This window comes from Ruegeria lacuscaerulensis (genome assembly GCF_013031245.1).
Classification (GTDB): Bacteria; Pseudomonadota; Alphaproteobacteria; order Rhodobacterales; family Rhodobacteraceae; genus Ruegeria; species Ruegeria lacuscaerulensis_C.
Genome location: NZ_WPZL01000003.1, coordinates 56,942 through 83,206, shown reverse-complemented (window position 1 = coordinate 83,206; position 26,265 = coordinate 56,942). Strand labels below are relative to the sequence as shown.

The window sequence follows — 26,265 nt, the reverse complement described above, 5'->3', positions numbered from 1 at the left end:
AGCACTGGCGAAGCCCAAAACCTGCGCTGATCCCGCTTTTTAGCCGCGCAATATGTAACCCTCCAGGAAACTGTTCGAATTGCCATGACCTTACAGCGATCTATTGAAATCCTCTCCGACCTGATTGCCTTTGAAACAGTGTCATCGGATTCAAATCTGGACATGATCGTCTATCTGACCGAAAGGCTTCAGGCGCTGGGAGCGCGTTGCATCGAAACCCGCGATGAAGCTGGAGCGAAGGCAAATGTGTTCGCGACGCTGGGACCGGATATTCCCGGCGGCATCCTGCTGTCCGGCCATACGGATGTGGTTCCCGTTGCCGATCAGGATTGGACGTCAGACCCGTTTCAGATGGTCCGGCGCGACAGTAAGCTCTATGGGCGTGGCACCTGCGACATGAAGGGCTTTATCGCTGCCGCCCTCGCCTTTGGCGAAACACTTGATACCAGCAAACTGACCCAACCGCTGCACTTTGCATTTACCTATGACGAGGAAGTCGGCTGTCTCGGTGCGCAAAACCTGGTCAACGACCTATCCGAACGCGGGATTGTCCCGGATATTGCCATCATTGGCGAACCGACCGAAATGCGTGTGATTGAGGGACACAAGGGCTGCTTTGAATACACCACCCGATTTGTCGGGCTCGAAGGGCACAGCTCTGCCCCCGATGATGGCGTCAATGCGGCTGAATATGCAGCGCGTTACATCGGCAAGTTGCTGGAATTGCGCCACATCCTGAAATCCCACGCCCCTGCGGATAGCAGGTTCGAGCCCCCTTGGACCACAGTCAACGTCGGGCGCATCTATGGTGGGGTCGCGCACAACGTCATCGCCAGCAAGGCCGAAGTCGCATGGGAAATGCGCCCCGTCCAATCCAGTGATGCCGAACTGGTTCGAACAACCTTATCTGACTATGTCGAGCATATTCTTCTTCCCGATATGCAGGCCGTTTACGGTGATGCAAGCATTTCTCAGGATGCAGTGGCCGAAGTCGAAGGGCTGGAGCCAATGGACGATAATGCCGCCCGTGATCTGGTTGCCGAATTGACCGGTGCAAACGGAACCGGAGTCGTCGCATTTGCCACCGAGGCCGGGCTGTTTCAGCGGTTGGGTGTTCATGCGATTGTCTGCGGGCCGGGTTCGATCACACAGGCACACAAGGCGGATGAATTCGTCGAAATCGAGCAACTGGACATGTGTTGCCGGATGCTCGACCGGTTGGGGCGTCGCCTGATCGCTTAGCCGGTTCCGTGCGTTCGGTCATAAGCAGACCGCGCGGGCTGGACATGCGCGGCGCGTGCGTCTTCGCCGGGATCATAGACCTCCAACAACAGCGGGTAACAGGCTGCGACGTCTGACGAATGTTCGGATGAGCAATCTCCTCCGGGACAAGCGGACAACCCGACGATCAGGTCAATCTCGGCGTAGAATTCCAGATAATCCCCAGGGCGCACCGGGCTGGCTTTCATGAAGTATTGTCCGGTGTCGCGGGTGAAGCCGGTACACATGAAGACGTTCAGAACGTCATGTACAAGCATCTCGGCCTCACGCAGCGGCAGGTCGCAATGGCTGGCCAGCGCACGCGTCAGGTTGGAATGGCAGCAATAGTGATAATCGTCACCAGACAGCAACCGCCCGGTATAAGGATCGCAGCGCGTCCCGATTACGTCATGAACCGAGCCGCCATAGGAATCGAACCCGTACCAATCCAGCGTGTCGCTCACGATGGTGGCCATGGGGCGCATATTCGGAAAGCTCGACCACATGCGGTCCCCGGTTGACAGGTGCGTTCCGTGCAGCGCGCGGGTTTTGCCGGAATAGAACCGCTCGGTCAGGTCATGCTTGTTCCACATGTTCAGATCCCCGACCTGAGGTCCATCGACCGAGACAACCCGGACGAATGCCCCAGCTGGCACATCGATGCAGGCCGCGTCACGCGGGGCTGCGGTCGCCTCGGAAGTTTTTGTTGCGCCGTGCCGCAACCCGGCCAGCGCCGCCAGATTCGGTTGATCCAGAGTGTCAGGTGGGTAGCAAATGACCGGCGCGATGTTCTTGCGTTCCTCCGCATCCGCTGGCGACGTGAAAATCGGGTTTTCCAGTTTCATAAACGCGCTCCCATCCCTGCTTACGCACAGACTTAGCGCATTACGAACGGGTTCACCATTGGCTCCTGTACTCGTACCACATTCTCGAATCCCATATTGCCGACGAGGATCTGCCCACGTTCCAGATCGTCCGGAAACTCCATGAATTCTTTGTACAGACGCTGGCCCCTTGCCCGGTCTTCGACCAAGGCCCTTAATGTTAGAGATCTCCTGTACGTTGACCTCTCAGACTTTTATGTCGAGACGAGCCCGTATCAAGGCCCAACAGCAGGACCAGGTATCAGGACGAACGCGTTTTGATCTTCCACTTCCACGACCGGTACATGAGTCCAATCCCTGGGGTGAAAGGGAGGTGAAACGTCCTCGCAGTCCTGAGGTTTTTCATCGCAAATATAGACCTCGGCTCCAGTCAGATACCTCAACCTGAGACGCAATCCCTCAGATGTTTGGATATTCGCATGCCGTGCGCCTTCAAGCCCCCAGTAGTCCCCATAGATATATACGTTTTGAGCCACTTCCGGCACCTCGTTGGCCAGATCCCGCGTTGCATTTTGCCAGTGTGGAATTAATAGAAAGGAGCCTTTCCCGATGATTAGCAGTTTGAAAAAAACTACATAAAGTATTGTTATGCGGGTCACATTTAGCCATCTACCTGGCGTTTTCGACAGGTGAACTGCAACGGATACAAGAGAGAACCCGAATAATATCCACACCCAACCAAGTGCTCGAAGAGGTACCTGAACGCCGGACATCAGAGCTTTGCCAACTAGTGGTACCAATCCCGCAATCACGGCGACCAGGATAGCTACGCCGAGGTACCTGTTCCAAATGAACATCAGGACCCAGGCCGCCGCAAACAGGAACTGCATCGCCATTCCATGATCAGCGACGCCTCCGCCGACTTGCTTGAGTGTAAATATTAGGAAATCCTTTTGTTTTTGTATGTTCTCAAGCAGATCGGCAACCGAATTCACTTCAGTTGGGGAACGCCACTCGGCCACGGGAATACCAAACACACCGTGGTAAATATAGTTCAACGAGTAAACTGTCAGAACACCCAGGGCGAGGCTGGCAATGAACACTCCCAGAGTTATCGCCATGCTTTTATAAGATTTGGGCGCCTTCCGGGACAGCAAGATCAGTGTCAGCAGCAGAAATGGGTAAGAGGGATACGCCATAAACGACAAAGGCACGGCCACGATCAACAGGGCAAGCGCGGTGCGATGCGAAAGAAAGGCGGCCGCAATAGCATAAAGGGCGACAACCCAAACACCTGGCAAAAGCGTATTAAACCAAAAGGAAATCAGATAGGCTGGAAGCGAAAACGAAATGAACAGGGCAAAGTAGCCCTTGTACCAGCCCCCGACCTCCCGATCCAACAGAATTACAGCTGTGGACGCCGAAAACAATGACCACGCCGCCAGGTACAGAATGAAATTTACAGGCGAAGACCACAGAACCGGCCGGAATTGCCACCAGTAATTTAGCCAGCGCCCCTCATCCAGTGTCTTTGCATACGCCATTTCAAGCGTTCCAAGCAGCGCAGGAAAATCATCATGCCGAACAAAAGGATCAAGGATCAGCGGCAAATACAACAACAGCATAGCAACAAAGCACAGCAGTGAAAGCCAGGCGAAGTCCCGTCCCAAAGACGTTGAATTCATTCCTTACCCCCGTAAGAGCGGGCAATGATGGACGCACGCGCCTGCGCAATCGCAGTAACCGTTGCTCTGGGCAACCGGCGGACGATCGTTTTACGCAGGTTCCAACCAAAGGTTCCGACTTCTTTCAGAGCGCCATCGGCGACCTTGGTTTTCAGCACATCAGGTGGGAGTATTTTAGCGCCGGATTCATTGGCGTAGAGAACCGTATTGTAACGGTACCATGGCTCGATGCTAGTGTCGCTGAACAATACGGGGCGCAGGCAGTCATAGGCTGAATATCCTCGATCAGCGAACAGGCCCTGCCAGAATGAGAGCGGTTGCTCGTTGATGTGAAACTCGCCCCCCTGCCCGGGAACCGCCGCTGAAAATAAGATCATATCTGCATGGGTCGTCAGGCTTTGCACAAGGCTTGCAGAAGCTTCATTTGGCAGATGCTCACCGACTTCCAGCGACTGAGCCAGATCAAAGCGCTGCCCCAGATCAACTGGTTGGATGAGATCATGGCCAAAGAACGCGTCGCGAGAAATGGCCAGTCTTTCACGGTCTACGTAATTACCGTCTACACCGGCGATGTCTTTGCACCCGGCGGCCGCCCATTCCGACAACCAGACGCCCCGACCGCAGCCGAAGTCCACAACGCTTTGGGGGGCGATCCATGACTGAACGCAGCGGATCAGGCTGTTCGCGGATTGCCTTGCGCCATGATCAATGTAGTCAAAGAACTCGTTGGAATAGATATGCGACATGACCGAACTCTAGATTGAATGGCTCTCGGGATAGACCCAAAGCCGAAGGATCACGAAATTGAGGATCGGCAGAACTACAACGACCAATGCCGCGGACACAGGTTCCGACAGGCCAAGTCGAGGCCCTGCAAATCCCGTTATGGCGGAAGAAACGATCAGCCCCAACCCGATCATGCAGAGGAAACGACCGAACTGGGCTGGCGCGGCAAGAGGTTTGCCGAAGGTCCACGCAGTCTGGCAGACATATTGGATTAGGATTGACGTGCCAAAAGCCAGAAGGTTCGCGGTCCAGGGAGATTTAAGCAAATATAATAAGCCGAGATAGGTCACCATATAATAGGCGGCCACTCCGGTACCGACGATTGCAAAACGGAATAGGCGGCGATGTTCTGTCATCGATGCTTGGCCAGGCTTTCAACTACGGGCTCGATCGTCTGCCCGGTCTGCTCATCCACAAAGAACAAAGGCCGACCCTTTGCTTCCACATAAAGTCGACCAAGATATTCACCCATGATGCCAAGCGTCAGCAGTTGAATTCCCGAAAAGAAGCTGATGACCAGAACGGTTGACGCCCAACCGGCAACCGCGTTGTACATGATCAGCGACCAGAAAACGTAAACTGCCATCAACGCAGCGATGATCAGCGTCAGAAAGGCCAGCCGTGTCGCAATTTGCAGCGGCTTTATCGAGAAGCTGGCCAGAGCATCAAAAGCGAACCGGATCATCTTGGACAGCGGATATTTAGTCTCGCCTGCTAAGCGCGGATCGCGGACATATTCTATACCAATCTGCCGAAATCCCGCCCAGGCGAACATACCCCGGATAAAGCGCGCACGTTCGGGCATTTCCAACACCGCGTCCAGGGCCCGCCTGCTGACAAGACGGAAATCGCCGGTATCGTTGGGGATCGGAACATCTGACAGCCGGTTCAACAGGCGATAAAACCCGTGAGCAGTGACCTTCTTGAACCAGCCTTCTCCCTTTCGTTCTTTCCGTCGGCCATAAACAACGTCATAGCCGCGATCCATCATCGCCATCATATCCGGCAACAGCTCGGGCGGGTCCTGCAAATCTGCGTCGAGCATAAAGACCCGTTCGCCGGTGGCCTCCATCAATCCCGCCGTCAGCGCCACCTGATGGCCTCGGTTCATCGACAATTTAAGACCGCGGATTCCGGGATGGTCTTTACACTGGGCACAGATCGCGTCCCACGTGCCGTCGGTTGAACCATCATCGACGAGCACGATCTCTGAAAGTCCCCGCCAAGCTTCGGTTGCTGCAACCAGACGCTCAACAAGAAGGGGAATGGAATCCTCTTCGTTCATGCAGGGCACTACAACAGACAATAACATTGGACCTCCGAATGCGATTTTCTGCTCGAATTCCAGCAATCAGGTCGCTTTTTCTGGAACACGCTGCTCTTGTTTATCGTTAATCATTTGATTATGGCTCTTGATATCCCAACAATCAGCGCTCGCTAATTGGCGGGCAGGAGTTTTTGGGGCGTAGTTACCTTCGCGACACATCAACTGACCTGAAAGCCCGCTTTCATTCCGACCATTTTTTACTCTGCGCCAACTTTACGCGCGCGATATGGCAGCAATGGGCCAATCCTGCGGCATTGATCTGGTCTTATGATAAGAAAAGCTAAACGCTGCTCATCAAATGCACCTAAATGCCGCTCAAATTGGCGGTGAACTGCGATTGCAAAGGGTAAATGGCGGAGAGACAGGGATTCGAACCCTGGAGACGGTTTCCCGCCTACACACTTTCCAGGCGTGCGCCTTCGACCACTCGGCCACCTCTCCGTGGGCGCGATATTTGGACCATCGCCGGGGGATTTGCAAGAGGCGATTAGAGCAATTTTCCAGTGGATGTTTACGCGCTTCAGAAACGCTCAAATCTCGTCGCCATCCCCATTGGGCAGGTCAGCCTCGGTCATCTCGACCGGCATCGCCTGAGACGGGTTCGCCTCAGAGTTTTCCTTGTCTGACCCAGAATTTTGCTCAGGCGTAGCTTGCGGCGCCGCGTGCAAAACCTCGGGGTTGCGCAGCCACAGATCGCGCTGAGCAAACGGAATCTCGATCCCCTCTTCGACAAAACGACGGTTGATCTCGTGGTTCATGTCCGATTTCACGGACAGCACCCAGTTCACATCACGCAGAATGGCGCGGATCTCGAAATCTAGCGAATCCGCGCCGAAGCCCTGAAACACCACGCTGGGCGCCGGATTGGCCAGAACCATCGGGTGCGCATTTGCGATCTCACCCAGAATTTTCTCGACAACCTTGGTATCCGTGCCATAGGCCACGCCCACCGGCACAATTACCCGACCTATCGTGTTGCCGCGGGTATAGTTGGTAACCACTCCGCTGATCAGGTCAGAATTGGGGACGATCACATCGGTCCTGTCGAATGTCTCGATCCGGGTGGACCGGACCGAAATGTCGCGGACGTAACCCATCATCCCGTTGACATCGATCCAGTCCCCTTTCGAGATCGGGCGTTCGACCAGCAGGATGATACCGGACACGAAATTCGACACGATAGTCTGCAAACCAAAGCCAATGCCCACCGAGAGTGCACCAGCAACAATCGCCAGAGACGACAGATCGAAACCAGCCACCATTATGGCCACCAGCGCGGCCAGGAATATCCCGACGTATCCCGAACCCGCGACGATTGCGTTCTGGCCACCGGGATCAATGCTGGTTTTGGGCAGCAACGAATTTCGCAACCCGCTTTGCAGCAGACGCGTCAACGTATAACCAATGACAAAAACGGCGACAAAGGTCAGGAAATTACTGGGCGAAATGGTGACACCACCAATGTCAAACCCCCGCAGCATGCGGGTCCAGGCCTCGAGCAGATCGGTTTCCCGAGCACCCCAATAGATCGCCAATATGGGCAGCGCCAGAATGGCAAGCGCAAACCCGACAAGAACCGCGAACAGGGAATCCCGGGCCGCATCGCCCTGCCCAGTGATCCAGCCGTAAACCTGACTGATAAAGCGCTGAAAAATGACGAGCGCTGCAATTAGGATCAGCGTTTTGACGGCCGGAAAAACAATCGCCTCGGCCGCGTTTGTGTAGCCAACAACCGCCAGAACGGGTGTAGCCATCCCAAGCAAAAACAGCCCGCGACGCAGTAGTTCGACCAGCTGGCTGAAACCAGCCGCCCGCGTGGTGGCGTTTGGATCAGGCTGGTCTTGTGAAATGTCCGTGGTCCGAATTTGGCGTACCCGCAGCAATAGCAAAGCGGTGGCCACGATGACAGGAAAGCTCACGACGGCCCGTGTCGCGTCCGAAACATTCTCGATCTGTTCAAACAGAATTGCGAGTTCGTGCAGGATCAGCATTATCGCCAGAACGTCGATATAGACGCGTAATTCCATGATTTTGGCTGCCGACAACCGTTTGAAACCCTGCGTGGCCCCCATCAGGTAGATTTGGCGACCAATCCAGTCATAAAAGAAGATGATTGCCGCCCAATAGGGAACATTCTCCAGCAACAGGGTGCCACGCAGCCCCAAAACGCCAGTGAGGCTTATCGCCTGCACCGCAGCCCACACACCAAGCCAGGGAAGAAGAATGCGCAACAGGGAAATCACAAAGGTCCAGACGCCGGACCCTGTGCCGCCTAGCGTGCGCAGGTAGTCACCGCCTTTCTCCGACCAGTATCGGCCAAAGATCAGCAAAACAGCCGATATGACCAACAGCAGGAATATTCCCAGGCCGCGTTCCCTGATTTGCTCTCGCACGACATCGGTACGCAGGTTTTTCAGTGTTTCATTGAACAGGCTGGTGGCCGCTTCTTTCACATCCACCCACGCCGGCCCCCAATAGACGGGGTTTATCGGCGACGGTCCTTTTTCAAGCAGTTCTTTCTTCTGACGGCCCCGGATGATCTGGTCGATCTCACTTATCAATCCGTTGGCCCGGCTATAGGCTTCTTCAGAGATAATTCGCGGGACCCGCAGGCTGTTCAATTGCTCTTCGAGATGCGCGCGCAATCTGGCGATGTCTTCGGGTTCGGTAGCGTCCCCCTCAGGCTTGGGACCAAGAGCTTTGATCTGGCTATCTAGCGTCTGAATTCGATCCGTATTGGCGCCGCGCGCACGGTTAAAGTCATCGCGGTAACCATCTATTTCCGCGCGCAGATTCTCCAATGCGGCGTTCGAGGCCCGGTTCGCCTCGATCACCGCTTCGGCGCGGTCCGCCGTCTTTATCCATCCCTGGTAATAAGCGCTCTGTCGATCCGTGAGCTGCGCATGTGCAATGCCAACAATGCTAACAAGACACAAAGAAACAAGGGCAAGAAACAGGCGGACCTGTCGCAGCATCACACGTCCTCGAAAACGCCGGGAATGCTGCGTGGCGCCTCGGTCATCCAGTCGGGAACAGGCAGTTCCTTTTCGCGCAGGAATTCGGGATTGAACAGCTTGGACTGGTAGCGCGTGCCATAGTCACACAGGATTGTCACGATGGTGTGGCCCGGCCCCAGATCCGTGGCCAGACGTACGGCACCTGCCATGTTGATCGCGGTAGAACCGCCCATGACCAGACCTTCCTCGCGCAACAGGTCAAAGATATAAGGCAGCGCCTCGTTGTCGGTCATCTGGTACGAGAAATCCGGAGTGAACCCTTCAAGGTTCTTGGTGATGCGCACCTGACCGATGCCTTCGGCGATCGAGCTTCCCTCCATCGCGATTTCACCGGTGGTGTAATAGGAATAGAGCCCTGCCCCCATCGGGTCGACCAAGGCGATCTTAACGCCCTTGGGCTGCAACGCGTCGGCGACACCGGCCAGCGTGCCGCCCGAGCCCACGGCGCTGACAAAGCCATCGACCTTGCCACCGGTCTGCTCCCAAATCTCGGGGCCGGTTGTTTCCACATGCGACTGCCGGTTGGCGACATTGTCGAATTGGTTGGCCCAGATCGCACCGTTGGGTTCAGTCTGCGCCAGTTCCTCGGCCAGACGGCGGGAATAATGCACAAAATTGTTTGGGTTGCGGTACGGCGCAGCCGGAACCTGCACTAGTTGCGCGCCCGCCAGACGCAGCATGTCTTTCTTCTCTTCGGACTGGGTTTCCGGGATCACGATCACCGTCTTGAACCCCATCGACGCGCCCACCAGCGCTAAACCGATACCGGTGTTGCCTGCCGTGCCTTCGACAATGGTTCCGCCCGGCTTCAGGTCGCCACGTGCGATTGCGTCGCGGATGATATAGAGGGCCGCACGATCCTTGACCGACTGGCCCGGATTCATGAACTCAGCCTTGCCGAGAATTTCGCACCCGGTCTCTTCACTGATGCGCTTCAGTCGGATCAGCGGTGTTTTCCCGACTGCGTCGGCAAGGTCTCGTGCAATGCGCATGGCGCCCTCATTTCATTACGTATCATCGAAGATTTACAGATGCCGTGCGACAACCACAAGCGGCGATAACTATCCGCGCAGTCGGTCACGGTGCCGGGCCAGCCAGTTGGCCACGGACAGCAAGGGCAAATCTTTGAATTTATGATTATCCACCCCCTCCATGAACGCGGAAAAGGGTAGAATTTGAGTGCGAATATCCTCACCCTCAGTGGCTAACCCTCCAATATCTGTGGTTTTGGTCAGATCGGCCAGCCCCACATAGAGGTACACAAATTCCGTCGAGGACCCGCTTGAAGAGTACGCCCCACCTACATATTCCAACACGTCAAGCGTTACGTGGGCTTCCTCAAGCACTTCCCTGTGAGCGGTCTGCTCCGGAGTTTCACCAGGGTCGACCATCCCGGCCACCGGTTCCCACATCCATGGTTCCGGGTCGTCGATTAAAAAAACTGGCGTCCGGAACTGTTCGACCAGCAGAACCGTATCGCGCACCGGGTCATACGGCAGGACAACCACTGCACTCCCCTGCATCAATCCATTGCGGCTCAGGACCGGGCCCATCGTTCCGTCATGCTGGCGGTACTGAAGCTCAACCTCTTCAATGCCCAAATAGTCGACATAAGCACGTGTGTGGCGATGTACGATCACGTCATTTTGGATATCACGCGGATCACCGGTCCGACGCCGGCGCGCGGCCAACTTGGCCCAGGCGCGGGTGCGGATCGGTGCGAAACTGCGGACAATTGTGCCCGCGTCCACCTTGCCGAAATATGCAAGTTCTTCCTGAGCGGCAAGCACGGTCACTTCGGCCCATTGATCCACCCAATCCTGCAAAGACCACAGGGTGTCGGGCGTCCAAAGTCCCGGCTCGGGAAAAAACACGCGTGCTTCAGCCTTTGATCCGTCAGCCAAATCAATGGCTTGCGGGCTCAGCCCATATTCGAACCCGCCTTCGTAGAAGGTTAGTCGATCAAGGTCTTGTGGGCCAAGCCCTTGCACCAGAAGCCCCTCGGCTTTGCCGCCGTGCTCCTGAACAATCATCGGAAAGGCCTGCCCTTCCACACCATAAACCGCGTGGTCAGGCAATGATGCCTCAGAAATTGTCAGCTGCGATAACGGGCGGCCAAGTACAAGTTCCAGCAGCGGCTTGTGTCTGAGCGTGCCGTAAAAGAAAAGATCGGACACTGAGGAAATCTCGCGTTGTATTCCGGGATTTACCGCCAGCGACGGCTGGCTTCTTCGGTAGCAAGTCCCGCGATAAGAGCTCCGATTGCCAATGTCCACAGGATTTCCGGCGCCAATAGCAATCGACCATAATCAACGCCTATCTTGAAAATGGCAAGCACGGCCTCGAATGGGCCGTCATAGCGATGGCGCATTGCCAGACGGAACATCTCGTAACAGCCTTGGACGAACAACGCCCAAAAAACCAACGACGCCATTCCGGTCAGGCCGTTGTTAACCGCCGCGGTCCAACCCCGGCCAACCCGCTTACCCATCACCTTCCAGCCGCAGACTACCGCTATCAAAATATTGACATAGGTGAACCAACCATAGTCTTTGCCCTCTTCCCCGTTGTTAATGATCATGCTCGAGACAAGAAAGGCCACCACCGCCAAACAAAGAGCAGCAACGAGACGCGGAGCACTGGGCATTCGGAATTTCCGTTTGTTAACTGGGTTTTGCTATAGTGATCTGTGTCACATCGCAGTTGCCGGTGTCAAAGGCTGCGCCGCAAGCGGTCAAATAATAATTCCACATGCGGCGGAAACGCTCATCAAAGCCCATTTCGGCAATTTCGTCCCATTTATCGTTAAACGTCTCGTACCAACGACGAAGGGTCAGGTCGTAACTTTTACCAAATTCTCTCGATCTCACGACGTTCAATCCCGCCTGCGCAATCTGCTGTTTCAGGAGCGATGGGGTCGGAAGTATCCCGCCCGGAAAGATGTATTTTTGTATAAAATCAACGCCGTTCTTGTAAATCTCCCACCTGTGATCTGCAACGGTGATAATTTGCAATGTGGCTTGTGCACCGGGTTTCAATCGTTCGCGTACGGTTCCGAAATAAACAGGCCAGTATTTCTCACCAACGGCCTCGAACATCTCGATCGAAGCAATTCCGTCGTAATGGCCCCGCTCATCTCGATAATCCTGCAATTTGAAGTTTACCATGTCAGAAAGCCCTGCATTTTCAATCCTCTGACTGGCATACCTCAACTGTTCCTCACTGATGGTCAGACCTGTGACCCGAAGGCCACGCTCTTTCGCAGCATATTCGGCGAATCCACCCCAGCCACATCCGATCTCAAGGATATGGTCGCCCGGTTTTGCCCCCATTTCGTTAACAAGGCTGGCGTATTTCGCGGTTTGCGCCTTTTCCAGGCTCTCTTGCCCCGTTTCAAACAGAGCACTGGAATACGTCATCGTATCATCCAACCACAAGCTATAGAAATCATTACCTAAATCGTAATGATGTGAGATATTCTTCCTGGCCTGTTTACGGTGATTGCGATGCAGCCAGAATCGCAGACGCTCATACGCCTGAACAAGAAATTTGCCGGTAAAATCGTCGTATACGGTCTCAGTCCCCAGATGAACCAGATCCATGAACGACCGCAGGTCAGGAGTGCTCCAATCCCCTTCAAGGTAGGCGTCCGAAAAGCCCAGTTCGCCCTCTCGGATCAACCGCGAGAAAACTTCTGGATTGTGAATGTCGACCCGAGCCACAGGACCAGGCTTGGCGCCCTCCGAGCGGAAAACCCGGCCATCCGGCAGTGCAATGTCCATCCGTCCGGATTCCATCCGGTTCAGCATTTTGAAGACCTGTGCAAAATATCTGGGCAGGTCGTTTTGCCCTTCGGTTGACGTAAGGATCATCCGCTCTCCCCTGTGCGGTTGTTAATAAAAGCTAGGACGAGATTGTGTTTCTGGCAAGTTTTCAGTTCCTTACCGCCTTTTTTGGCTGTCATATGCCGCCAATGCTCGCGCCCGGCCAGCCGTCAGATCAACCACGGGTGTCGGGTACGGATCATCGGGACTGAGCGCCCAGGATTGTGGAACCGCATCAAAATAGGCCATGGCCGTGGCCGGAGGATCCTGCTGCCCCTCAGCAATCCACTGGTTCAAATAGGCGGCATTCGGGTCAAACTTTTTCTGCTGCGTCTGCGGATTGAAAATGCGAAAGAACGGTGCGGCGTCAGGGCCTGACCCAGCCACCCATTGCCACCCCATCGCATTTGCAGCCGGATCCCAGTCGATCAGACAGTCGGCGAACCAATCCATACCGATTTTCCAATGTGTCATCAAATGTTTGGTCAGATAGCTGGCCACGATCATGCGGGCACGATTGTGCATGCGCCCGGTTACATACATCTGGCGCAACCCGGCATCGACCGCCGGTATACCTGTTCTCGCCTGCTTCCAGGCGACAACTTCGGGCCGGTCCGCATCTTTTTTCCATGGAAACGCATCCCAATCCGACCTCCAGTTCCCACTCAAAAGCCGTGGCGTGTGATACATCAGGTGATGGGCGAACTCGCGCCAGACCAGTTGGCGCAGGAAGGCCTCGGTCCCGGACACACCGTTCATCGCTGCGCGCTGGATCGCATGCCAGACGTTGCGCGGACTGATCTCGCCCAGAGACAGGTATTCTGAAAGGTTCGATGTGCCGTTCAGGTCGAGGCGGTCCCGAAAACCGGAATAGTCTGAAATACGATCCAGAAATTCGTGCAGAGCGTCAAACGCAGCCTGTTCCCCGGGTCTCACAAAATGGGCAATAACCGCAGCGCCACGGTTCATTGCTGCGCCCAGTTTCCACGACCCAAGGTCTTCTGTTATCGGCCAATGCAGGGGTGCAGAAATTTCAGATGGCGCGACCTCGGGCGCGGCGACTTCACGGCCCTGCACGGCCCGCCACATCGGAGTAAATACACGGAAAGGCTGACCTGCTTTCGTTGCTACTGCCCAAGGCTCAAACAACAGATGACCGGCAAAGGACCTGGCTTGGACGCCCTGGTTTTTCAGCGCTGTCTTAACATCGGCATCACGTGCAATTGTGTCGGGATCGTAGGCTCGGGACCAATAGACGGCGGTTGCCCCGGTTACCGCGATCAGGTCCCGAAGGACTGCCTGCGCATTTCCGCGTCGGAGGACCAACCGGCTACCGGCTCGCCCGAGCGTTTTAGCCAACGCTTCCAGACCCAGCCCAAGCCGCCACCTAGGCGCGGCCCCGAGTGCGTGTGTGAGGTCGTCCAGAATGTATAGCGGAATGACCGGTCGACCCGTTCTAACGGCCGCACACAAGGCCGGATGGTCCGACAGGCGTAGATCCCGCCGGAACCACAAGATGATCGGTGATCGCTCGGTATCCATTTCCACCCTGTCCATTTCTTCGCACTACGAAGCAAGGCGGAAACCGGATCACAAAACGGTGTCTAATGCATTCAAGAGCTGATCAATTTCCTGTTGAGTGGTGTAGTGCGTGAAGCTGATCCGCAGCACCCCTAGCTCCGGATCCACCCCCATCGCCTGAAGAGGGCGAACGGCATAAAAATCGCCACCGCCTGCCATTATCCCGTGGGCTGTAAGCTCGGCTGCCACGGCTTCGGCGTTCCGGTTCAGTCCAAGCGCGACGGTCGGCGCGCGGCGAGCGGCATCCGACGTGCCAATCAGGCGCACAGCGTTGCGATCTTTGACCGCATCCAGAACTGGTTGCAGCAGCGTCACCTCTCGACCACGCATCAGATCATGCACAAACGCCCCACGTTCGGTTGCACGGGTTTCAGGTCCGTTGTGGTGGTCGCACAGCAGATCGACATAGTCAGCCATTCCCGCGCTGGCCGCGATCTGCGCATGATCCGGACCAGCGGGTGTAAACCGTTTATACAGGACGTCGCCGTTGAAATAGTGCGCCTGGTTCGGCAGCATCGAACCCAACGCGCGCCGGATCACCACGCACCCTTGATGCGGACCGTATGTTTTATAGGCGGAAAACAGGTAGATATCCGCCCCCAGATCGCCAACATTCGGAAATCCATGCGGCGCATAGGATACGCCATCAACACAAACGAATGCCCCGGCAGCGTGCGCAATTGCGGTGATTTCCATGACCGGGTTGATCTCTCCGATCACGTTGGAGCAATGCGGAAAGCACACCAGACGTACTTTTTCGTCCAGCAAATTCTCCAGATCCTGTGGGTTCAGGGATCCGGTCTCCGGGTCGATCTGCCATTCACGTAATTCGATCCCGTCCTCGGCCAGACGTCGCCATGGACCAGAGTTAGCCTCATGATCCTGATTGGTAACAACAATGGCTTCACCCGGCTGCATCCACTGGCGAAATGCCTGTGCCAAAACGTAGGTGTTTTGCGTCGTCGATGGCCCAAAGCTCAACTCATCGGTGTCCACCCCCAAAATCGCGGCCATGCGGGTGCGGGCTTCGTCCATTTCTTCGCCAGCCAACCGGCTTGCGTCATAAGGGCCATATGGCTGAACCTTGCGCTGAGTGTAGTAGCGCGTCAGCCGATCAAGCACCGGCTTGCAAGTATATGATCCGCCTGCGTTTTCGAAAAATGCCTGACCCTGCAGGCTGGGCTCGGAAAAGGCCGGGAACTGCGCCCGGACAAAATCAATATCAAGAGTGCTCATGGCACGTCGCTCCTTATTCAAGCTACCTGTTCCGAAAAGATGCCCGCGCATGATTTCGGACATATCGGAAATCACGGCAGGTCTACCAGCCCAACCGCAGCCTCCGTCATGTACGGGAAGCAGCGGCAGCCCTTCGGGGCAGATATGCGCAACCAAAGGACGACGGAAATTAGGCAGCCGGAGCGACACTGGTCAACAGGCCTTGAATCAAAAAAGCCCCGGCATGCGACCGGGGCTTTTAAGGGTTCTCTTTGTATCAGCGACGACGCTTTTCGTTCGCCAGACCAATAAAGATCGACACGCACATAAGCACCAGAACGATCGCAAACGGGAAGCCTGTTGCAATGGCCGCCGCCTGCAGTGCACCGAGGCCGCCGCCCAGCAGCAGAACGATGGCAATTGCGCCTTCCAGAATGCACCAGAACACACGCTGCGCAGTTGGGGCATCGGTTTTGCCGCCAGCCGTGATCGTATCAATTACCAGCGAGCCAGAGTCCGAGCTGGTTACGAAGAACACCACGACCAGGATGATTCCGACAAAGGACAACAGACCAGTCATCGGGAAGGCTTCGAACATCTTGAACATCTTCAGTTCCAGCGCCGCGTCCGACAGGGCCTGCCCCGATCCGGACAAGACCTGATCCAGCGCTGCGCCGCCGAAGACGCTCATCCACAGCGCACCGACGACCGTAGGGATCAGGATTACGCAGGTTACGAATTCACGGACCGTCCTGCCGCGCGAGATGCGGGCGATAAACATGCCGACGAAAGGCGACCAGGAGATCCACCAGGCCCAGTAGAAGGTGGTCCAGCCCTGCAAAAAGTTGGTGTCCTCTCGACCAACCCAATTCGACAGTTTGGGCAACGCGATAACGTATTGGATCAGGCTGTCGAAGAAGCCGGTCAGAATCGCCACCGTCGGGCCGACGATCAGCACCAGCAACAGCAGTGCTGCGGCCAGAATCATGTTCGCCTCAGACAGACGCTTCACCCCTTTGTCCAGACCAGCAACGACCGAGATCAGAGCGAATGCCGTGATCAGTCCGATCAGCAGCACTTTCATGCCGTCGGTGATCGGAACATCGAACAGGTAGTTCAGGCCCGCCAGCGCCTGGGTTGCGCCCAGACCCAGCGACGTCGCAAGACCAAAGATTGTGGCAAAAACGGCCAATACGTCGATGATGTGGCCCAGCGGACCCCATGTCGCCTCGCCAAACAACGGATAGAACACGGACCGCATGGTCAGAGGCAGGCCGCGGTTAAAGCTGAAAAACGCGAGTGCCAGGGCCACGACTGCATAAACAGCCCAAGGGTGCATGCCCCAGTGGAAAATGGTGGCCGCCATTGCCAATTTCTTCGATGCTTCAGTGTCTTCCAGACCAGCGCCCAAGGGGGCCCAGTCGGTGCGAATACCGTCTTCACCTGCGGCAACGCCACCAAGCGACGCCCCATAGTGCGAAATCGGCTCGGCCACACCCCAGAACACAAGACCGATGCCCATGCCTGCGGCAAACAGCATCGAGAACCAACCGGCATAGCTGTAATCCGGTTTGGCGTCGTCGCCACCCAGACGGATCGAGCCATACGGCGTTACGATCAGCAGCAACGAGAACACCACAAAGATGTTGGCTGCGATCATGAAGACCCAGTCAAAATTGCTTGTCAGAGCCGGACGAAGCCACCCAAAGAATTCGCTCGCCTGCTCGCGGAACACGAGCGAGAAAAACACAAATGCGATGATGGTAAGCCCCGAAACGGCAAAGACCGGATTATGGACATCCAGACCCATGATCTGGACGTTGTCCTGACCGACTTCATAGTCGGTTTCCGTATTGTCGGACATTGTCTCTTCCTTCCCTTTATCGGTGCTCAGGACATCCAACATTGAGCTGCGCAAGGCCCTGACCGAGAAGACCACTTATTTGTCGAAAACGACACTATTTTCGAAATACGACATGTTAATAAAATGCAGTTTGAATGCATCAATTTAGCGCACCCAAAATGCAAAACAGGTCGGGGAATCGGCCCGACCTGTTCGTGTATTGCCACTTTGAGTATTAGCCCTGAACTTTGGTGTAGGTCCCCTCACCAGCCAGAATGCCCCGGAAGCCGCCCGGTTCGTCCAGCCCGAAGACGATCAGCGGCAGGTTGTTGTCGCGGGCCAATGCGATGGCCGAAGCATCCATGACGCGCAGTCGTTTGGCCAGCACATCATCATAAGTGACCGTGTCATAGCGCACTGCGTCTGCATATTCCTTGGGGTCTTTATCATACACGCCATCTACGCCGTTCTTGCCCATGAAGATCGCTTCGCAGGCCATCTCGTTGGCGCGCAGGGTCGCAGCGGTATCCGTGGTGAAGTACGGGTTGCCGGTTCCTGCAGCAAAGATGCAGACCCGCTTTTTTTCAAGGTGGCGTACGGCGCGGCGGCGGATGTAGGGCTCGCAAACTTCATCCATGCGGATAGCCGAGATGACACGGGTGAACACGCCAACCTCTTCCAGCGCGGATTGCATCCCCAACGCATTCATGACCGTCGCCAGCATGCCCATATAGTCCGCGGTTGTCCGCTCCATCCCCTGCGCTGAGCCGCTAAGGCCCCGGAAGATATTGCCGCCGCCGATCACCATGCAGATCTCAACGCCCAGATCGTGCACTGACTTGACCTCTTGCGCGATGCGCTGAACGGTTGGCGGGTGCAGGCCGAACCCCTGATCCCCCATGAGCGCTTCGCCGGAAATCTTCAGCATTACGCGGTTGTACGTTGTCTTGGGGGTTTCTACGGCATCGGTTGTAGGGGAAAGGCTCATGTTGCGCTCCGGACTGGCACGGGTTTATTTTCCGGCGCAAAATGAAGCAAAACCTCCGCAGGTTCAATGCGGATGGTGAGGAATGGGGCACGCTTGGATGACCGATAGTGAAACACAGCGGATTTGGGACCGTCTGCCCCCCATCCCCACGGACAAACCTGTGTTGATCGCAGGTCCAACTGCGTCGGGAAAATCAGCGCTTGCTTTGCAGATCGCGGAAGAATTCGGCGGCGTCATCGTCAATGCGGATGCCAGCCAGGTCTATGACTGCTGGCGCGTGATCTCGGCCCGTCCGTCGGTCGAGGAGGAAGCCCGCGCGCCGCATTTGTTGTATGGCCATATCGCCTATGATCAGGATTATTCCACTGGCCACTGGCTGCGCGAAGTAAAGCCTCTGCTAACCGGCGGTGCGCGCCCGATCATTGTCGGTGGCACCGGGCTGTACTTTTCGGCCCTGACCGAGGGGATGGCCGAAATTCCTGCCACGCCGCCCGAAATACGGGCTGAGGCTGATCAATTGTCGTTACAAACCCTGATCGACGGCGTGGATAACCTGACGCTTGGCCGGATCGACATCAACAACCGCGCCCGCGTTCAACGCGCATGGGAGGTTCAGCGGGCAACGGGGCGTAGCCTGAGCGACTGGCAATCCAAGACACCTCCTCCGGCTCTGGACCTGAAGGATACTCTGCCGATTGTATTTGACGTGGATAAACAATGGCTTCTGGACCGCATTACCCGGCGCTTCGATCAGATGCTGGACGCCGGCGCCTTGCAAGAAGTTGAGGCGATGCGCGCCCTCTACGATCCGTCGCTGCCTGCGTTCAAAGCCATCGGCGTACCGGAACTGACGGATTACCTGGACGGCAGGTTGACATTGGATACCGCCCGGGAACGCGCAACCATCGCTACCCGTCAGTTCGCCAAGCGCCAGCGCACCTGGTTTCGTGCGCGGATGAAAAACTGGATTCGAGTAGATTTCTCAAAATGATACCTAACGCGGCTACTCCGCGAACGCTCGGTGTTTTGATCTGCAAGAAAAATGGCCAAACCGGGCTTGTGTCGTCAAACGAATCCCCTGCCCTTAATCCCTGTCGTCGTTAAAATCGATAATGTTCGATTGGGTATTGATCGGAAAACTCCGTACGCCGATGTCGTTTTTGTGCCATGAATGACGATTTCGAACATTGACCTCATCCTAATTCTGGTGCCGAATGGCGGCATGGGGATGTTTATGATCCAAGAAGAGAAAAACCGTGAAACCACCAACCAGCGCCAAAAGGTCTGAGTGGTTCAGAACTTCTTCAAAAAAAACAATGTCACAGGGAGAGACGTTAATGGAAAATCGAACCACGACAGGAGCATCGATTCACTGGGCAGCGGAAATGCATGCTCAGGAATATCGGGACGGAAAACTCAGCCGTCGCGAGTTTTTGGCCCGCGCGACCGCGCTGGGTGTCGCTGTACCAGCAGCCTATTCCATGATCGGTCTGGCCGCGCCTGCGCGCGCTGCGACCCCGGTTAGCCAGGGCGGGACATTGCGCATTCAGATGGAAGTTCACGGCCTGCGTGAACCGCGACTGTATGAATGGTCCGAACATGGCAATATCACCCGCGGCTGGCTTGAATACCTGATCCATTACAACAACGACGGCAGCTTTACTCCGGTTCTGGCCGAAAGCTGGGAAACCAGCGATGACGCCAAAACAATCACAATCCACCTGCGCCAAGGCGTAAAGTGGAACAACGGCGATCCGTTTACCGCCGACGACGTCGTACACAACTTTAACCTTTGGTGTGACGGCACAGTCGAAGGAAACTCGATGGCCACCCGGATGGGCCCGCTCGTCGACCCCGACACAAAGAAAGCCATTGAGGGCGGAATTGTCGCCGCAGACGAACATACGGTTGTCCTGAACTTGCCGGCACCGGATATCACCATTCTGGCTGGCATTGCCGACTACCCGGCGGCAGTCACACACCCGTCGCTGAACGGTGGCAACCCCGTGGACAACCCGATCGGAACCGGGCCCTATATGCCGGAAAGCTACTCGGTTGGCGAAAAAGCCGTGATCGTTCGCAACCCCGACCACACATGGTGGAACGAAGGCAACGGCGCTTATGTCGACCGGGTCGAGTTCATCGACTACGGCACTGATCCTGCCACGGTGATGGCCGCCGTCGAGGCCGAAGAGGTCGATATGACCTACGAATCTATCGGCGAGTTCATCGACATTCTCGACGGGCTGGGCATGGTACGTTCCGAGGCAGCCACAGCTGCAACCATCGTCACCCGACCCAACCAGTCTGCCGAGGTCGACGGCAAGAAGCCTTATGAAGATCCCCGCGTGCGTCGCGCGCTTGCAATGGCGGTGGACAACGCCATCGTGCTGGAACTGGGCTATGCCGGTCGCGGCAAGCCTGCCGAAAACCATCACGTCAGCCCGATTCATCCCGAATATGCCGAACTGCCACCGCTGGTGGTGGACCCGGCAGGCGCCATGGCGCTGATGAAAGAGGCCGGGATGGAGAACTACGAACATGAGCTCATCTCGCTGGATGACGGTTTCGAGAAAGACACCACCGACGCGGTTGCGGCGCAGTTGCGGGATGCCGGGTTCAAGGTGAACCGCAAGGTTCTGCCCGGTTCGACGTTCTGGAACGACTGGGACAAATACCCGTTCTCATCGACGACCTGGAACCAGCGTCCTCTTGGCGTTCAGGTGCTGACCCTCGCCTATAAATCCGGTGTGCCCTGGAACGAGACTGGCTTTAACAACGAAGAGTTCGACAAGACCCTCACCGACGCCAGCGCCATCGCCGATGCAGACAAGCGTCGTGTTCTGATGAAACGGCTCGAAGAGATCATGCAGGAAGAGGGTGTGATCATTCAGCCTTACTGGCGTTCGATCTACAATCATTCACGTCCTGGTCTCGTGAATGCTGAAATGCACGCTCAGTTCGAGATCAAATACCAGTATATCGGATTTGCCGAATAACCCACCTCAGAGACCGGGCCGCCCCGATCCGGGCGGCCCGGTCATTGATTTTCACAATGCAGCAAATCGCGGCACCCCGCTGCGGAGCAACATGAAAAGGGGAATCTGAGATGGGTGTGTTTTTCCTGAGGCGATTAGGAACGATGCTGCTTACAGCGCTCGTCCTGACCTTCATTGTCTTTTTCCTGACCAATCTACAACCGAACCTGGAAAAAGTTGCCAAGTTCGAGGGCAACGCCCGGATGACCGATGCAGAGGTCGCCAGTTGGCTGGAAAAACGCGGTTATACTCAACCCCTGCTGAAGCGCTATGGCGAATGGCTCGGTGTTTCAAAGGGCTGGACCTATACCAGCGACGAAGGTCGGGTCACGGGTCGCTGTATTCGTGACAACATCCCCGCCGAAGAAGCCCCCCAGCGGTGCGGACTTCTTCAGGGAGACTGGGGACAATCAAGTGTCTTCAAGGTAAGTGCCGGCAAAGTCGTCTCAGAGAAACTGGCATTGACCGGGCGTCTGATGTTGTGGGTGATGCTGCTGATGGTTCCGCTGGCCCTGATAGTCGGAATTCTTGCAGGCATGCGCGAGGCGTCGGTTCTGGACCGGACCTTGTCCACCTTTTCCATCGTGACAACGGCAACACCGGAATATGTATCGGGTGTGATCTTCATCGCTGTATTCACCTCTTCGGCCGTCGGACTGAAATGGTTCAAGGGCACGGCGACGCAGGCGATGGAGAACCCGACTTTTGAGAACTTCTTTCTGCCGGTTCTCACCATCGCGCTTTACGGTATGGGATATATCGCCCGCATGACCCGCGCGTCGATGACCGAAGTGATGACCGCGCAATACATCCGTACGGCACGGCTGAAAGGGGTATCGTTCGGAAATATCGTAATGAAACACGCATTGCGCAACGCGCTGATCGCACCGTTCACCGTCATCATGCTGCAGTTCCCGTGGCTGCTGAACGGCGTGGTGATCGTCGAGACCCTGTTCAACTACAAGGGGTTCGGCTGGGCGCTGGTTCAGGCGGCAGGCAACAACGACATTCAGCTGTTGCTGGCGATTTCGGTCGTGTCGGTCTTTGTGGTGCTGGTGACCCAGCTGATCTCGGATATCGGCTATGTCTACCTCAACCCGCGTATACGCATTTCGTAAGGGAGATAGATCATGGAACCTCTTAGCTGGACCGGCTCTATCGCCTTTCTGAACCCTTTGTTAATGCTCGCGTTGGCCGCATTGGCGATATCGATCGTCGTCTGGATACTTGGTAGCATCCTGCTGCCCGAAGCGCCGATAAACGTAAATGTGGACGGCACCGTCAGTTCCGGATCGGGCTTGTTCGGGCTGGTTCAAACGATCTTGCGATACAGCTTTTTTGCCTGTGTGGCCCTTTCAGTGGCCTATATCGTACTTGGTATCCTCATGGGTACAGGCGCAGGGATAATTGGCGCGATCTCTCAACAGTTCCTGCCCGTCTGGTTGTCGCTCGTCATCCTGTTCGCCATGTCTGTTGCATTCAAGCGACGCCTTGGCCTGTATGGCAAACTGTTCGACAGCCCCATCGGCATGATCGGTTTTGGCCTTGTGATGTTCTGGGTGTTCACCGGCGTCTTTGGCGCTCTGGACCTGATCGTGACACACGACCCGCTGACGCAGGTGTCTGGCATGAAAAACAAGGTGCCTGGTACCCCTCTGCCCAGCCCGGAAGAGGGTGAATACGCCTGGTACCTTCTGGGTGGCGACAACCTGGCCCGCGACGTCTTCAGCCGAATGGTCAAAGGGGCCTGGATCGTGGTGCAGATCGCGCCATTGGCGACCATGTTTGCCTTTATGGTCGGGATCACTCTGGGCCTGCCCGCCGGATACTATGGCGGTCGTCTGGATACGTTCCTGTCATTCCTTGCCAACCTGATCCTCGCCTTCCCCGTGATCCTGCTGTTCTACCTGCTGGTGACGCCAGAGATCGTTGCAACCGGGGTGCCGAATTATATGGCAGCTGTTCTGTTCATTTTCCCGATCCTCTTTATTGGGGTTCTGCTGAACTCGCGTTACTACACGCGACCCAATTTCCGCACACCTCTGCTGATCGGAGTGTTGGGCATCGCTATCTGGCTCTACCTGTCGCTAATCTCAACCGGTGGGTACATCGTCAACACGGAAACCTACAGCATCTGGGGGCTGCCCACCTATCTTGACCTGTTCAATATCCCCGGTGGCATCCTGGTCGTGTTCGTTTCGGTGGTCTTCGTGAACTCACCCACCGTGTTTCGCATCGTTCGCGGCCTCGCGCTGGACATCAAGACGCGCGACTATGTGGCTGCGGCACAGACCCGGGGCGAAGGGCCCTGGTACATCATGCTGTGGGAGATTCTTCCCAATGCGCGCGGTCCGCTGATCGTCGATTTCTGCCTGCGCATTGGCTATACCACCATCCTTCTGGGAACCTTGGGTTTCTTCGGGCTGGGACTTCCGCCGGAAAGCCCGGACTGGGGCTCGACGATCAACGAGGGGCGGAGACTTCTCTCGATCTACCTGCACCCTGCCCTGCCTCCTGCGTTGGCGCTGTTGTCTCTGGTTCTTGGTCTGAACTTGCTGGCTGACGGACTGCGCGAAGAAAGTCTGAAGGACTGATGTGATCGAGGCCGGGGGCACTGCCCCCGGACCCCCGAGGTATTTTTGGCCAGATGAAGGGGATCCCCACAGTCTGGCGAGGAGAGACACAGATGAGCAAACTGGCGGAATATGACGGCCCTATCCTGGAGATCGACAAGCTGTCGATTTCATTCTTCACCCGCTTGCGGGAAATTCCGGCCGTGATGGACTTTTCGGTCAGCGTTCAGCCTGGTGAGGCCGTTGGTCTGGTCGGCGAATCCGGTTGCGGCAAGTCCACCGTTGCCCTTGGAGTCATGCAGGATCTTGGCAAGAACGGTCGGATTGTGGGCGGTACGATCAAGTTCAAAGGCCGTGACCTGTCTGAAATGTCGAAGGAAGAGTTGCGCGACATTCGAGGCAACGAAGTCGCGATGATCTATCAGGAGCCGATGGCCTCACTGAACCCGGCAATGAAGATCGGCAAACAGCTGATGGAAGTCCCGATGATCCACGAGGGTGTAAGCTCTGACGAGGCATATTCCCGGGCGTTGGAAGTGGTGACCGACGTTCGCCTGCCGGACCCCGAGCGGATGCTGAATTCGTTCCCGCACCAGCTATCCGGTGGCCAGCAACAGCGGATCGTTATCGCCATGGCGCTGATGTCGAAACCGTCGTTGCTAATTCTGGACGAACCCACCACCGCTCTGGACGTGACCGTTGAGGCCGCAGTGGTTGAACTGGTCAAGGACCTTGGCAAGAAATACGGCACATCCATGCTGTTCATTTCTCACAACCTTGGTCTGGTCCTGGAAACTTGCGACCGGTTGTGTGTCATGTATTCCGGTGAGGCGGTGGAACGCGGCTCGATTCACGATGTCTTCGACGAAATGCAGCATCCTTATACACAGGCGCTGTTCCGATCGATTCCGTTGCCGGGTGCAGATAAGAATTCCCGCCCTCTGGTGGCCATTCCGGGCAACTTCCCTCTCCCGCATGAGCGCCCTCCCGGATGCAACTTCGGCCCGCGTTGCGACTATTTCGAAGAAGGCCGCTGCGATGCGCAAGACATTTTGATGGAGGCCGTGCCGGGCAATGACCGTCACCACACGCGGTGTCTGAAATTCAAGGAAATCGACTGGAACGCCCCGATCACGCTAGCGGATCAGAAGGACAAGGGCGAGATTGGCCGCGTCGTTCTGAAGATGGACAACCTTAAGAAATACTATGAGGTTGCCGCGAATGCCTTGTTCGGCGGAGGCTCGAAGAAGGTTGTGAAGGCCAACGAAACCCTGAGTTTCGAGGCCCACGAATCCGAAACGCTTGCCATTGTAGGTGAATCCGGGTGCGGCAAGTCCACTTTTGCCAAGGTGCTGATGGGGTTGGAAACCGCCACGGACGGTCAGATCCTGCTGGACAACCGCAATATCGAGGCCGTACCGATCGAAGAACGCGACGCCAAAACGGTGGGCGAAGTTCAGATGGTGTTCCAGAACCCGTTCGACACGCTGAACCCGTCGATGACCGTTGGCCGTCAGATCATCCGGGCACTGGAAATCTTTGGCGTTGGCAACTCCGAAGCCGAGCGCAAGAAACGCATGCTGGAATTGCTGGATCTGGTGAAACTGCCCCGCGCCTTTGCCGATCGAATGCCTCGTCAATTGTCAGGTGGCCAGAAACAGCGCGTCGGCATCGCCCGCGCCTTTGCTGGTGATGCGCGCATCGTTGTCGCGGATGAACCGGTCTCGGCGCTGGACGTGTCGGTGCAGGCGGCAGTTACCGATCTGCTGATGGAGATTCAGCGCGAACACAAGACGACCTTGCTGTTCATCAGCCACGACCTGTCCATCGTGCGTTACCTCAGTGACCGGGTGATGGTCATGTATCTGGGTCACGTGGTCGAACTGGGCTCAACGGATCAGGTGTTCTCGCCGCCCTACCACCCTTATACCGAAGCCCTGCTGAGCGCCGTGCCCATCGCGGATACGTCGATCGAAAAGCAGCACATCGTTCTCGAGGGCGATATCCCGTCAGCGATGAACCCACCGCCTGGGTGTCCGTTCCAGACGCGCTGCCGCTGGAAGTCCGACGTGCCGGACGGGCGATGTGAAAGCGACGTGCCACCGGTCAAAACCCTGACCGATGGGCATCAGATCAAATGTCACCTTGCCGATGACATACTGGCCCGGATGGAACCGGTGATTAAAATCGCAGCAGAGTAACTGAAATGACTTCGGAAAAAGGCCGGTTACAAACCGGCCTTTTTTGCACCAACCTGACTGCGTAAGGGTTCGATGATTGGTGGTTCCGCGAGTGACAATACCG

The 26,265-nt window shown here is 56.2% G+C and carries 20 protein-coding genes and 1 tRNA gene; 6 read left to right on the top strand and 15 right to left on the bottom strand.

Going from position 1 to position 26,265, the window contains the following annotated elements:
* Positions 1-84: 84 nt before the first annotated feature.
* Positions 85-1,242, top strand: a complete 1,158-nt coding sequence (gene argE / locus GOX66_RS05075) for an acetylornithine deacetylase (protein WP_170760244.1) — start codon at positions 85-87, stop codon at positions 1,240-1,242.
* Here the strand turns inward: argE and GOX66_RS05070 are convergent.
* From GOX66_RS05070 to pyrH, 15 genes are all read right to left on the bottom strand, one after another.
* Positions 1,239-2,105, bottom strand: a complete 867-nt coding sequence (locus tag GOX66_RS05070; RefSeq protein WP_170760242.1) for an urea carboxylase-associated family protein — start codon at positions 2,103-2,105, stop codon at positions 1,239-1,241. The two genes, argE and GOX66_RS05070, sit on opposite strands and share 4 nt — an antisense overlap.
* 254 nt (positions 2,106-2,359) lie before the next feature.
* A complete protein-coding gene (locus tag GOX66_RS05065) occupies positions 2,360-3,769 on the bottom strand; it encodes a hypothetical protein (protein ID WP_170760240.1) in 1,410 nt (469 codons plus the stop codon).
* Positions 3,766-4,515 (bottom strand): methyltransferase domain-containing protein, encoded by a 750-nt coding sequence (locus GOX66_RS05060; protein ID WP_170760238.1) that lies wholly within the window; start codon positions 4,513-4,515, stop codon positions 3,766-3,768. The genes GOX66_RS05065 and GOX66_RS05060 overlap by 4 nt, the downstream gene beginning before the upstream one ends.
* A 9-nt stretch (positions 4,516-4,524) precedes the next feature.
* On the bottom strand, positions 4,525-4,911 hold the full coding sequence (locus tag GOX66_RS05055; protein WP_170760236.1) for a GtrA family protein: 387 nt from the start codon (positions 4,909-4,911) through the stop codon (positions 4,525-4,527).
* Complete coding sequence (locus tag GOX66_RS05050) at positions 4,908-5,867, bottom strand: glycosyltransferase family 2 protein (protein WP_170760235.1); 960 nt, start codon at positions 5,865-5,867, stop codon at positions 4,908-4,910. Before GOX66_RS05050 ends, GOX66_RS05055 begins: the two co-directional genes overlap by 4 nt.
* A gap of 366 nt (positions 5,868-6,233) precedes the next feature.
* Positions 6,234-6,323 (bottom strand) — tRNA-Ser (locus tag GOX66_RS05045).
* 89 nt (positions 6,324-6,412) lie between these two features.
* Positions 6,413-8,857 (bottom strand): DUF3772 domain-containing protein, encoded by a 2,445-nt coding sequence (locus tag GOX66_RS05040; RefSeq protein ID WP_170760233.1) that lies wholly within the window; start codon positions 8,855-8,857, stop codon positions 6,413-6,415.
* Positions 8,857-9,891: a cysteine synthase A gene (locus GOX66_RS05035; RefSeq protein WP_170760231.1), complete on the bottom strand. Its 1,035-nt coding sequence runs from the start codon at positions 9,889-9,891 to the stop codon at positions 8,857-8,859. The genes GOX66_RS05040 and GOX66_RS05035 overlap by 1 nt, the downstream gene beginning before the upstream one ends.
* Before the next feature lie 69 nt (positions 9,892-9,960).
* Positions 9,961-11,076, bottom strand: coding sequence for an NUDIX domain-containing protein (locus GOX66_RS05030; protein WP_170760229.1), 1,116 nt, complete (start codon positions 11,074-11,076; stop codon positions 9,961-9,963).
* A gap of 29 nt (positions 11,077-11,105) precedes the next feature.
* Positions 11,106-11,546: a TrgA family protein gene (locus GOX66_RS05025; protein ID WP_170760227.1), complete on the bottom strand. Its 441-nt coding sequence runs from the start codon at positions 11,544-11,546 to the stop codon at positions 11,106-11,108.
* Positions 11,547-11,562: 16 nt separating this feature from the next.
* Positions 11,563-12,771: an SAM-dependent methyltransferase gene (locus tag GOX66_RS05020; protein WP_170760225.1), complete on the bottom strand. Its 1,209-nt coding sequence runs from the start codon at positions 12,769-12,771 to the stop codon at positions 11,563-11,565.
* A 69-nt stretch (positions 12,772-12,840) separates the two neighbouring features.
* Positions 12,841-14,265: a cryptochrome/photolyase family protein gene (locus GOX66_RS05015; protein ID WP_170760223.1), complete on the bottom strand. Its 1,425-nt coding sequence runs from the start codon at positions 14,263-14,265 to the stop codon at positions 12,841-12,843.
* A 48-nt stretch (positions 14,266-14,313) separates the two neighbouring features.
* Positions 14,314-15,540: an aminotransferase class V-fold PLP-dependent enzyme gene (locus GOX66_RS05010; protein WP_170760221.1), complete on the bottom strand. Its 1,227-nt coding sequence runs from the start codon at positions 15,538-15,540 to the stop codon at positions 14,314-14,316.
* Positions 15,541-15,796: 256 nt separating this feature from the next.
* The gene (locus GOX66_RS05005) at positions 15,797-17,383 is read right to left on the bottom strand and encodes a BCCT family transporter (protein ID WP_237212511.1); all 1,587 of its coding nucleotides are present in this window, start codon (positions 17,381-17,383) and stop codon (positions 15,797-15,799) included.
* Positions 17,384-17,597: 214 nt separating this feature from the next.
* Positions 17,598-18,350 carry a UMP kinase gene (gene pyrH / locus GOX66_RS05000; RefSeq protein WP_170760217.1) on the bottom strand — a complete coding sequence of 251 codons (753 nt, stop codon included), beginning with the start codon at positions 18,348-18,350 and terminating at the stop codon, positions 17,598-17,600.
* A gap of 97 nt (positions 18,351-18,447) precedes the next feature.
* Here pyrH and miaA point away from each other — a divergent pair, with 97 nt between their 5' ends.
* The 5 genes from miaA to GOX66_RS04975 all read left to right on the top strand — a co-directional run bounded on the left by miaA (position 18,448) and on the right by GOX66_RS04975 (position 26,162).
* Positions 18,448-19,341: a tRNA (adenosine(37)-N6)-dimethylallyltransferase MiaA gene (gene miaA / locus GOX66_RS04995; RefSeq protein WP_170760216.1), complete on the top strand. Its 894-nt coding sequence runs from the start codon at positions 18,448-18,450 to the stop codon at positions 19,339-19,341.
* Positions 19,342-19,687: 346 nt separating this feature from the next.
* Positions 19,688-21,349 (top strand): ABC transporter substrate-binding protein, encoded by a 1,662-nt coding sequence (locus GOX66_RS04990; protein WP_170760214.1) that lies wholly within the window; start codon positions 19,688-19,690, stop codon positions 21,347-21,349.
* A 110-nt stretch (positions 21,350-21,459) separates the two neighbouring features.
* Complete coding sequence (locus GOX66_RS04985; RefSeq protein WP_170760212.1) at positions 21,460-22,506, top strand: ABC transporter permease; 1,047 nt, start codon at positions 21,460-21,462, stop codon at positions 22,504-22,506.
* 12 nt (positions 22,507-22,518) lie between these two features.
* The gene (locus GOX66_RS04980; RefSeq protein WP_170760210.1) at positions 22,519-23,982 is read left to right on the top strand and encodes an ABC transporter permease; all 1,464 of its coding nucleotides are present in this window, start codon (positions 22,519-22,521) and stop codon (positions 23,980-23,982) included.
* 92 nt (positions 23,983-24,074) lie between these two features.
* Complete coding sequence (locus tag GOX66_RS04975) at positions 24,075-26,162, top strand: dipeptide ABC transporter ATP-binding protein (protein ID WP_170760208.1); 2,088 nt, start codon at positions 24,075-24,077, stop codon at positions 26,160-26,162.
* The last annotated feature ends 103 nt before the right edge of the window (positions 26,163-26,265 follow it).

Excerpts from the sequence above, each read along its gene's own strand:
- GOX66_RS04975 (WP_170760208.1), top strand. The coding sequence starts at position 24,075 with ATGAGCAAACTGGCGGAATATGACGGCCCTATCCTGGAGATCGACAAG.
- GOX66_RS05070 (WP_170760242.1), bottom strand. The coding sequence starts at position 2,105 with ATGAAACTGGAAAACCCGATTTTCACGTCGCCAGCGGATGCGGAGGAA.
- GOX66_RS05005 (WP_237212511.1), bottom strand. The coding sequence starts at position 17,383 with ATGTCCGACAATACGGAAACCGACTATGAAGTCGGTCAGGACAACGTC.
- GOX66_RS05035 (WP_170760231.1), bottom strand. The coding sequence starts at position 9,891 with ATGCGCATTGCACGAGACCTTGCCGACGCAGTCGGGAAAACACCGCTG.
- argE (WP_170760244.1), top strand. The coding sequence starts at position 85 with ATGACCTTACAGCGATCTATTGAAATCCTCTCCGACCTGATTGCCTTT.
- GOX66_RS05065 (WP_170760240.1), bottom strand. The coding sequence starts at position 3,769 with ATGAATTCAACGTCTTTGGGACGGGACTTCGCCTGGCTTTCACTGCTG.
- GOX66_RS05055 (WP_170760236.1), bottom strand. The coding sequence starts at position 4,911 with ATGACAGAACATCGCCGCCTATTCCGTTTTGCAATCGTCGGTACCGGA.
- miaA (WP_170760216.1), top strand. The coding sequence starts at position 18,448 with ATGACCGATAGTGAAACACAGCGGATTTGGGACCGTCTGCCCCCCATC.
- GOX66_RS05020 (WP_170760225.1), bottom strand. The coding sequence starts at position 12,771 with ATGATCCTTACGTCAACCGAAGGGCAAAACGACCTGCCCAGATATTTT.
- GOX66_RS05010 (WP_170760221.1), bottom strand. The coding sequence starts at position 15,540 with ATGAGCACTCTTGATATTGATTTTGTCCGGGCGCAGTTCCCGGCCTTT.
- GOX66_RS05015 (WP_170760223.1), bottom strand. The coding sequence starts at position 14,265 with ATGGATACCGAGCGATCACCGATCATCTTGTGGTTCCGGCGGGATCTA.
- GOX66_RS04985 (WP_170760212.1), top strand. The coding sequence starts at position 21,460 with ATGGGTGTGTTTTTCCTGAGGCGATTAGGAACGATGCTGCTTACAGCG.
- GOX66_RS05050 (WP_170760235.1), bottom strand. The coding sequence starts at position 5,867 with ATGTTATTGTCTGTTGTAGTGCCCTGCATGAACGAAGAGGATTCCATT.
- GOX66_RS05025 (WP_170760227.1), bottom strand. The coding sequence starts at position 11,546 with ATGCCCAGTGCTCCGCGTCTCGTTGCTGCTCTTTGTTTGGCGGTGGTG.
- GOX66_RS05040 (WP_170760233.1), bottom strand. The coding sequence starts at position 8,857 with ATGCTGCGACAGGTCCGCCTGTTTCTTGCCCTTGTTTCTTTGTGTCTT.
- pyrH (WP_170760217.1), bottom strand. The coding sequence starts at position 18,350 with ATGAGCCTTTCCCCTACAACCGATGCCGTAGAAACCCCCAAGACAACG.
- GOX66_RS04980 (WP_170760210.1), top strand. The coding sequence starts at position 22,519 with ATGGAACCTCTTAGCTGGACCGGCTCTATCGCCTTTCTGAACCCTTTG.
- GOX66_RS04990 (WP_170760214.1), top strand. The coding sequence starts at position 19,688 with ATGGAAAATCGAACCACGACAGGAGCATCGATTCACTGGGCAGCGGAA.
- GOX66_RS05060 (WP_170760238.1), bottom strand. The coding sequence starts at position 4,515 with ATGTCGCATATCTATTCCAACGAGTTCTTTGACTACATTGATCATGGC.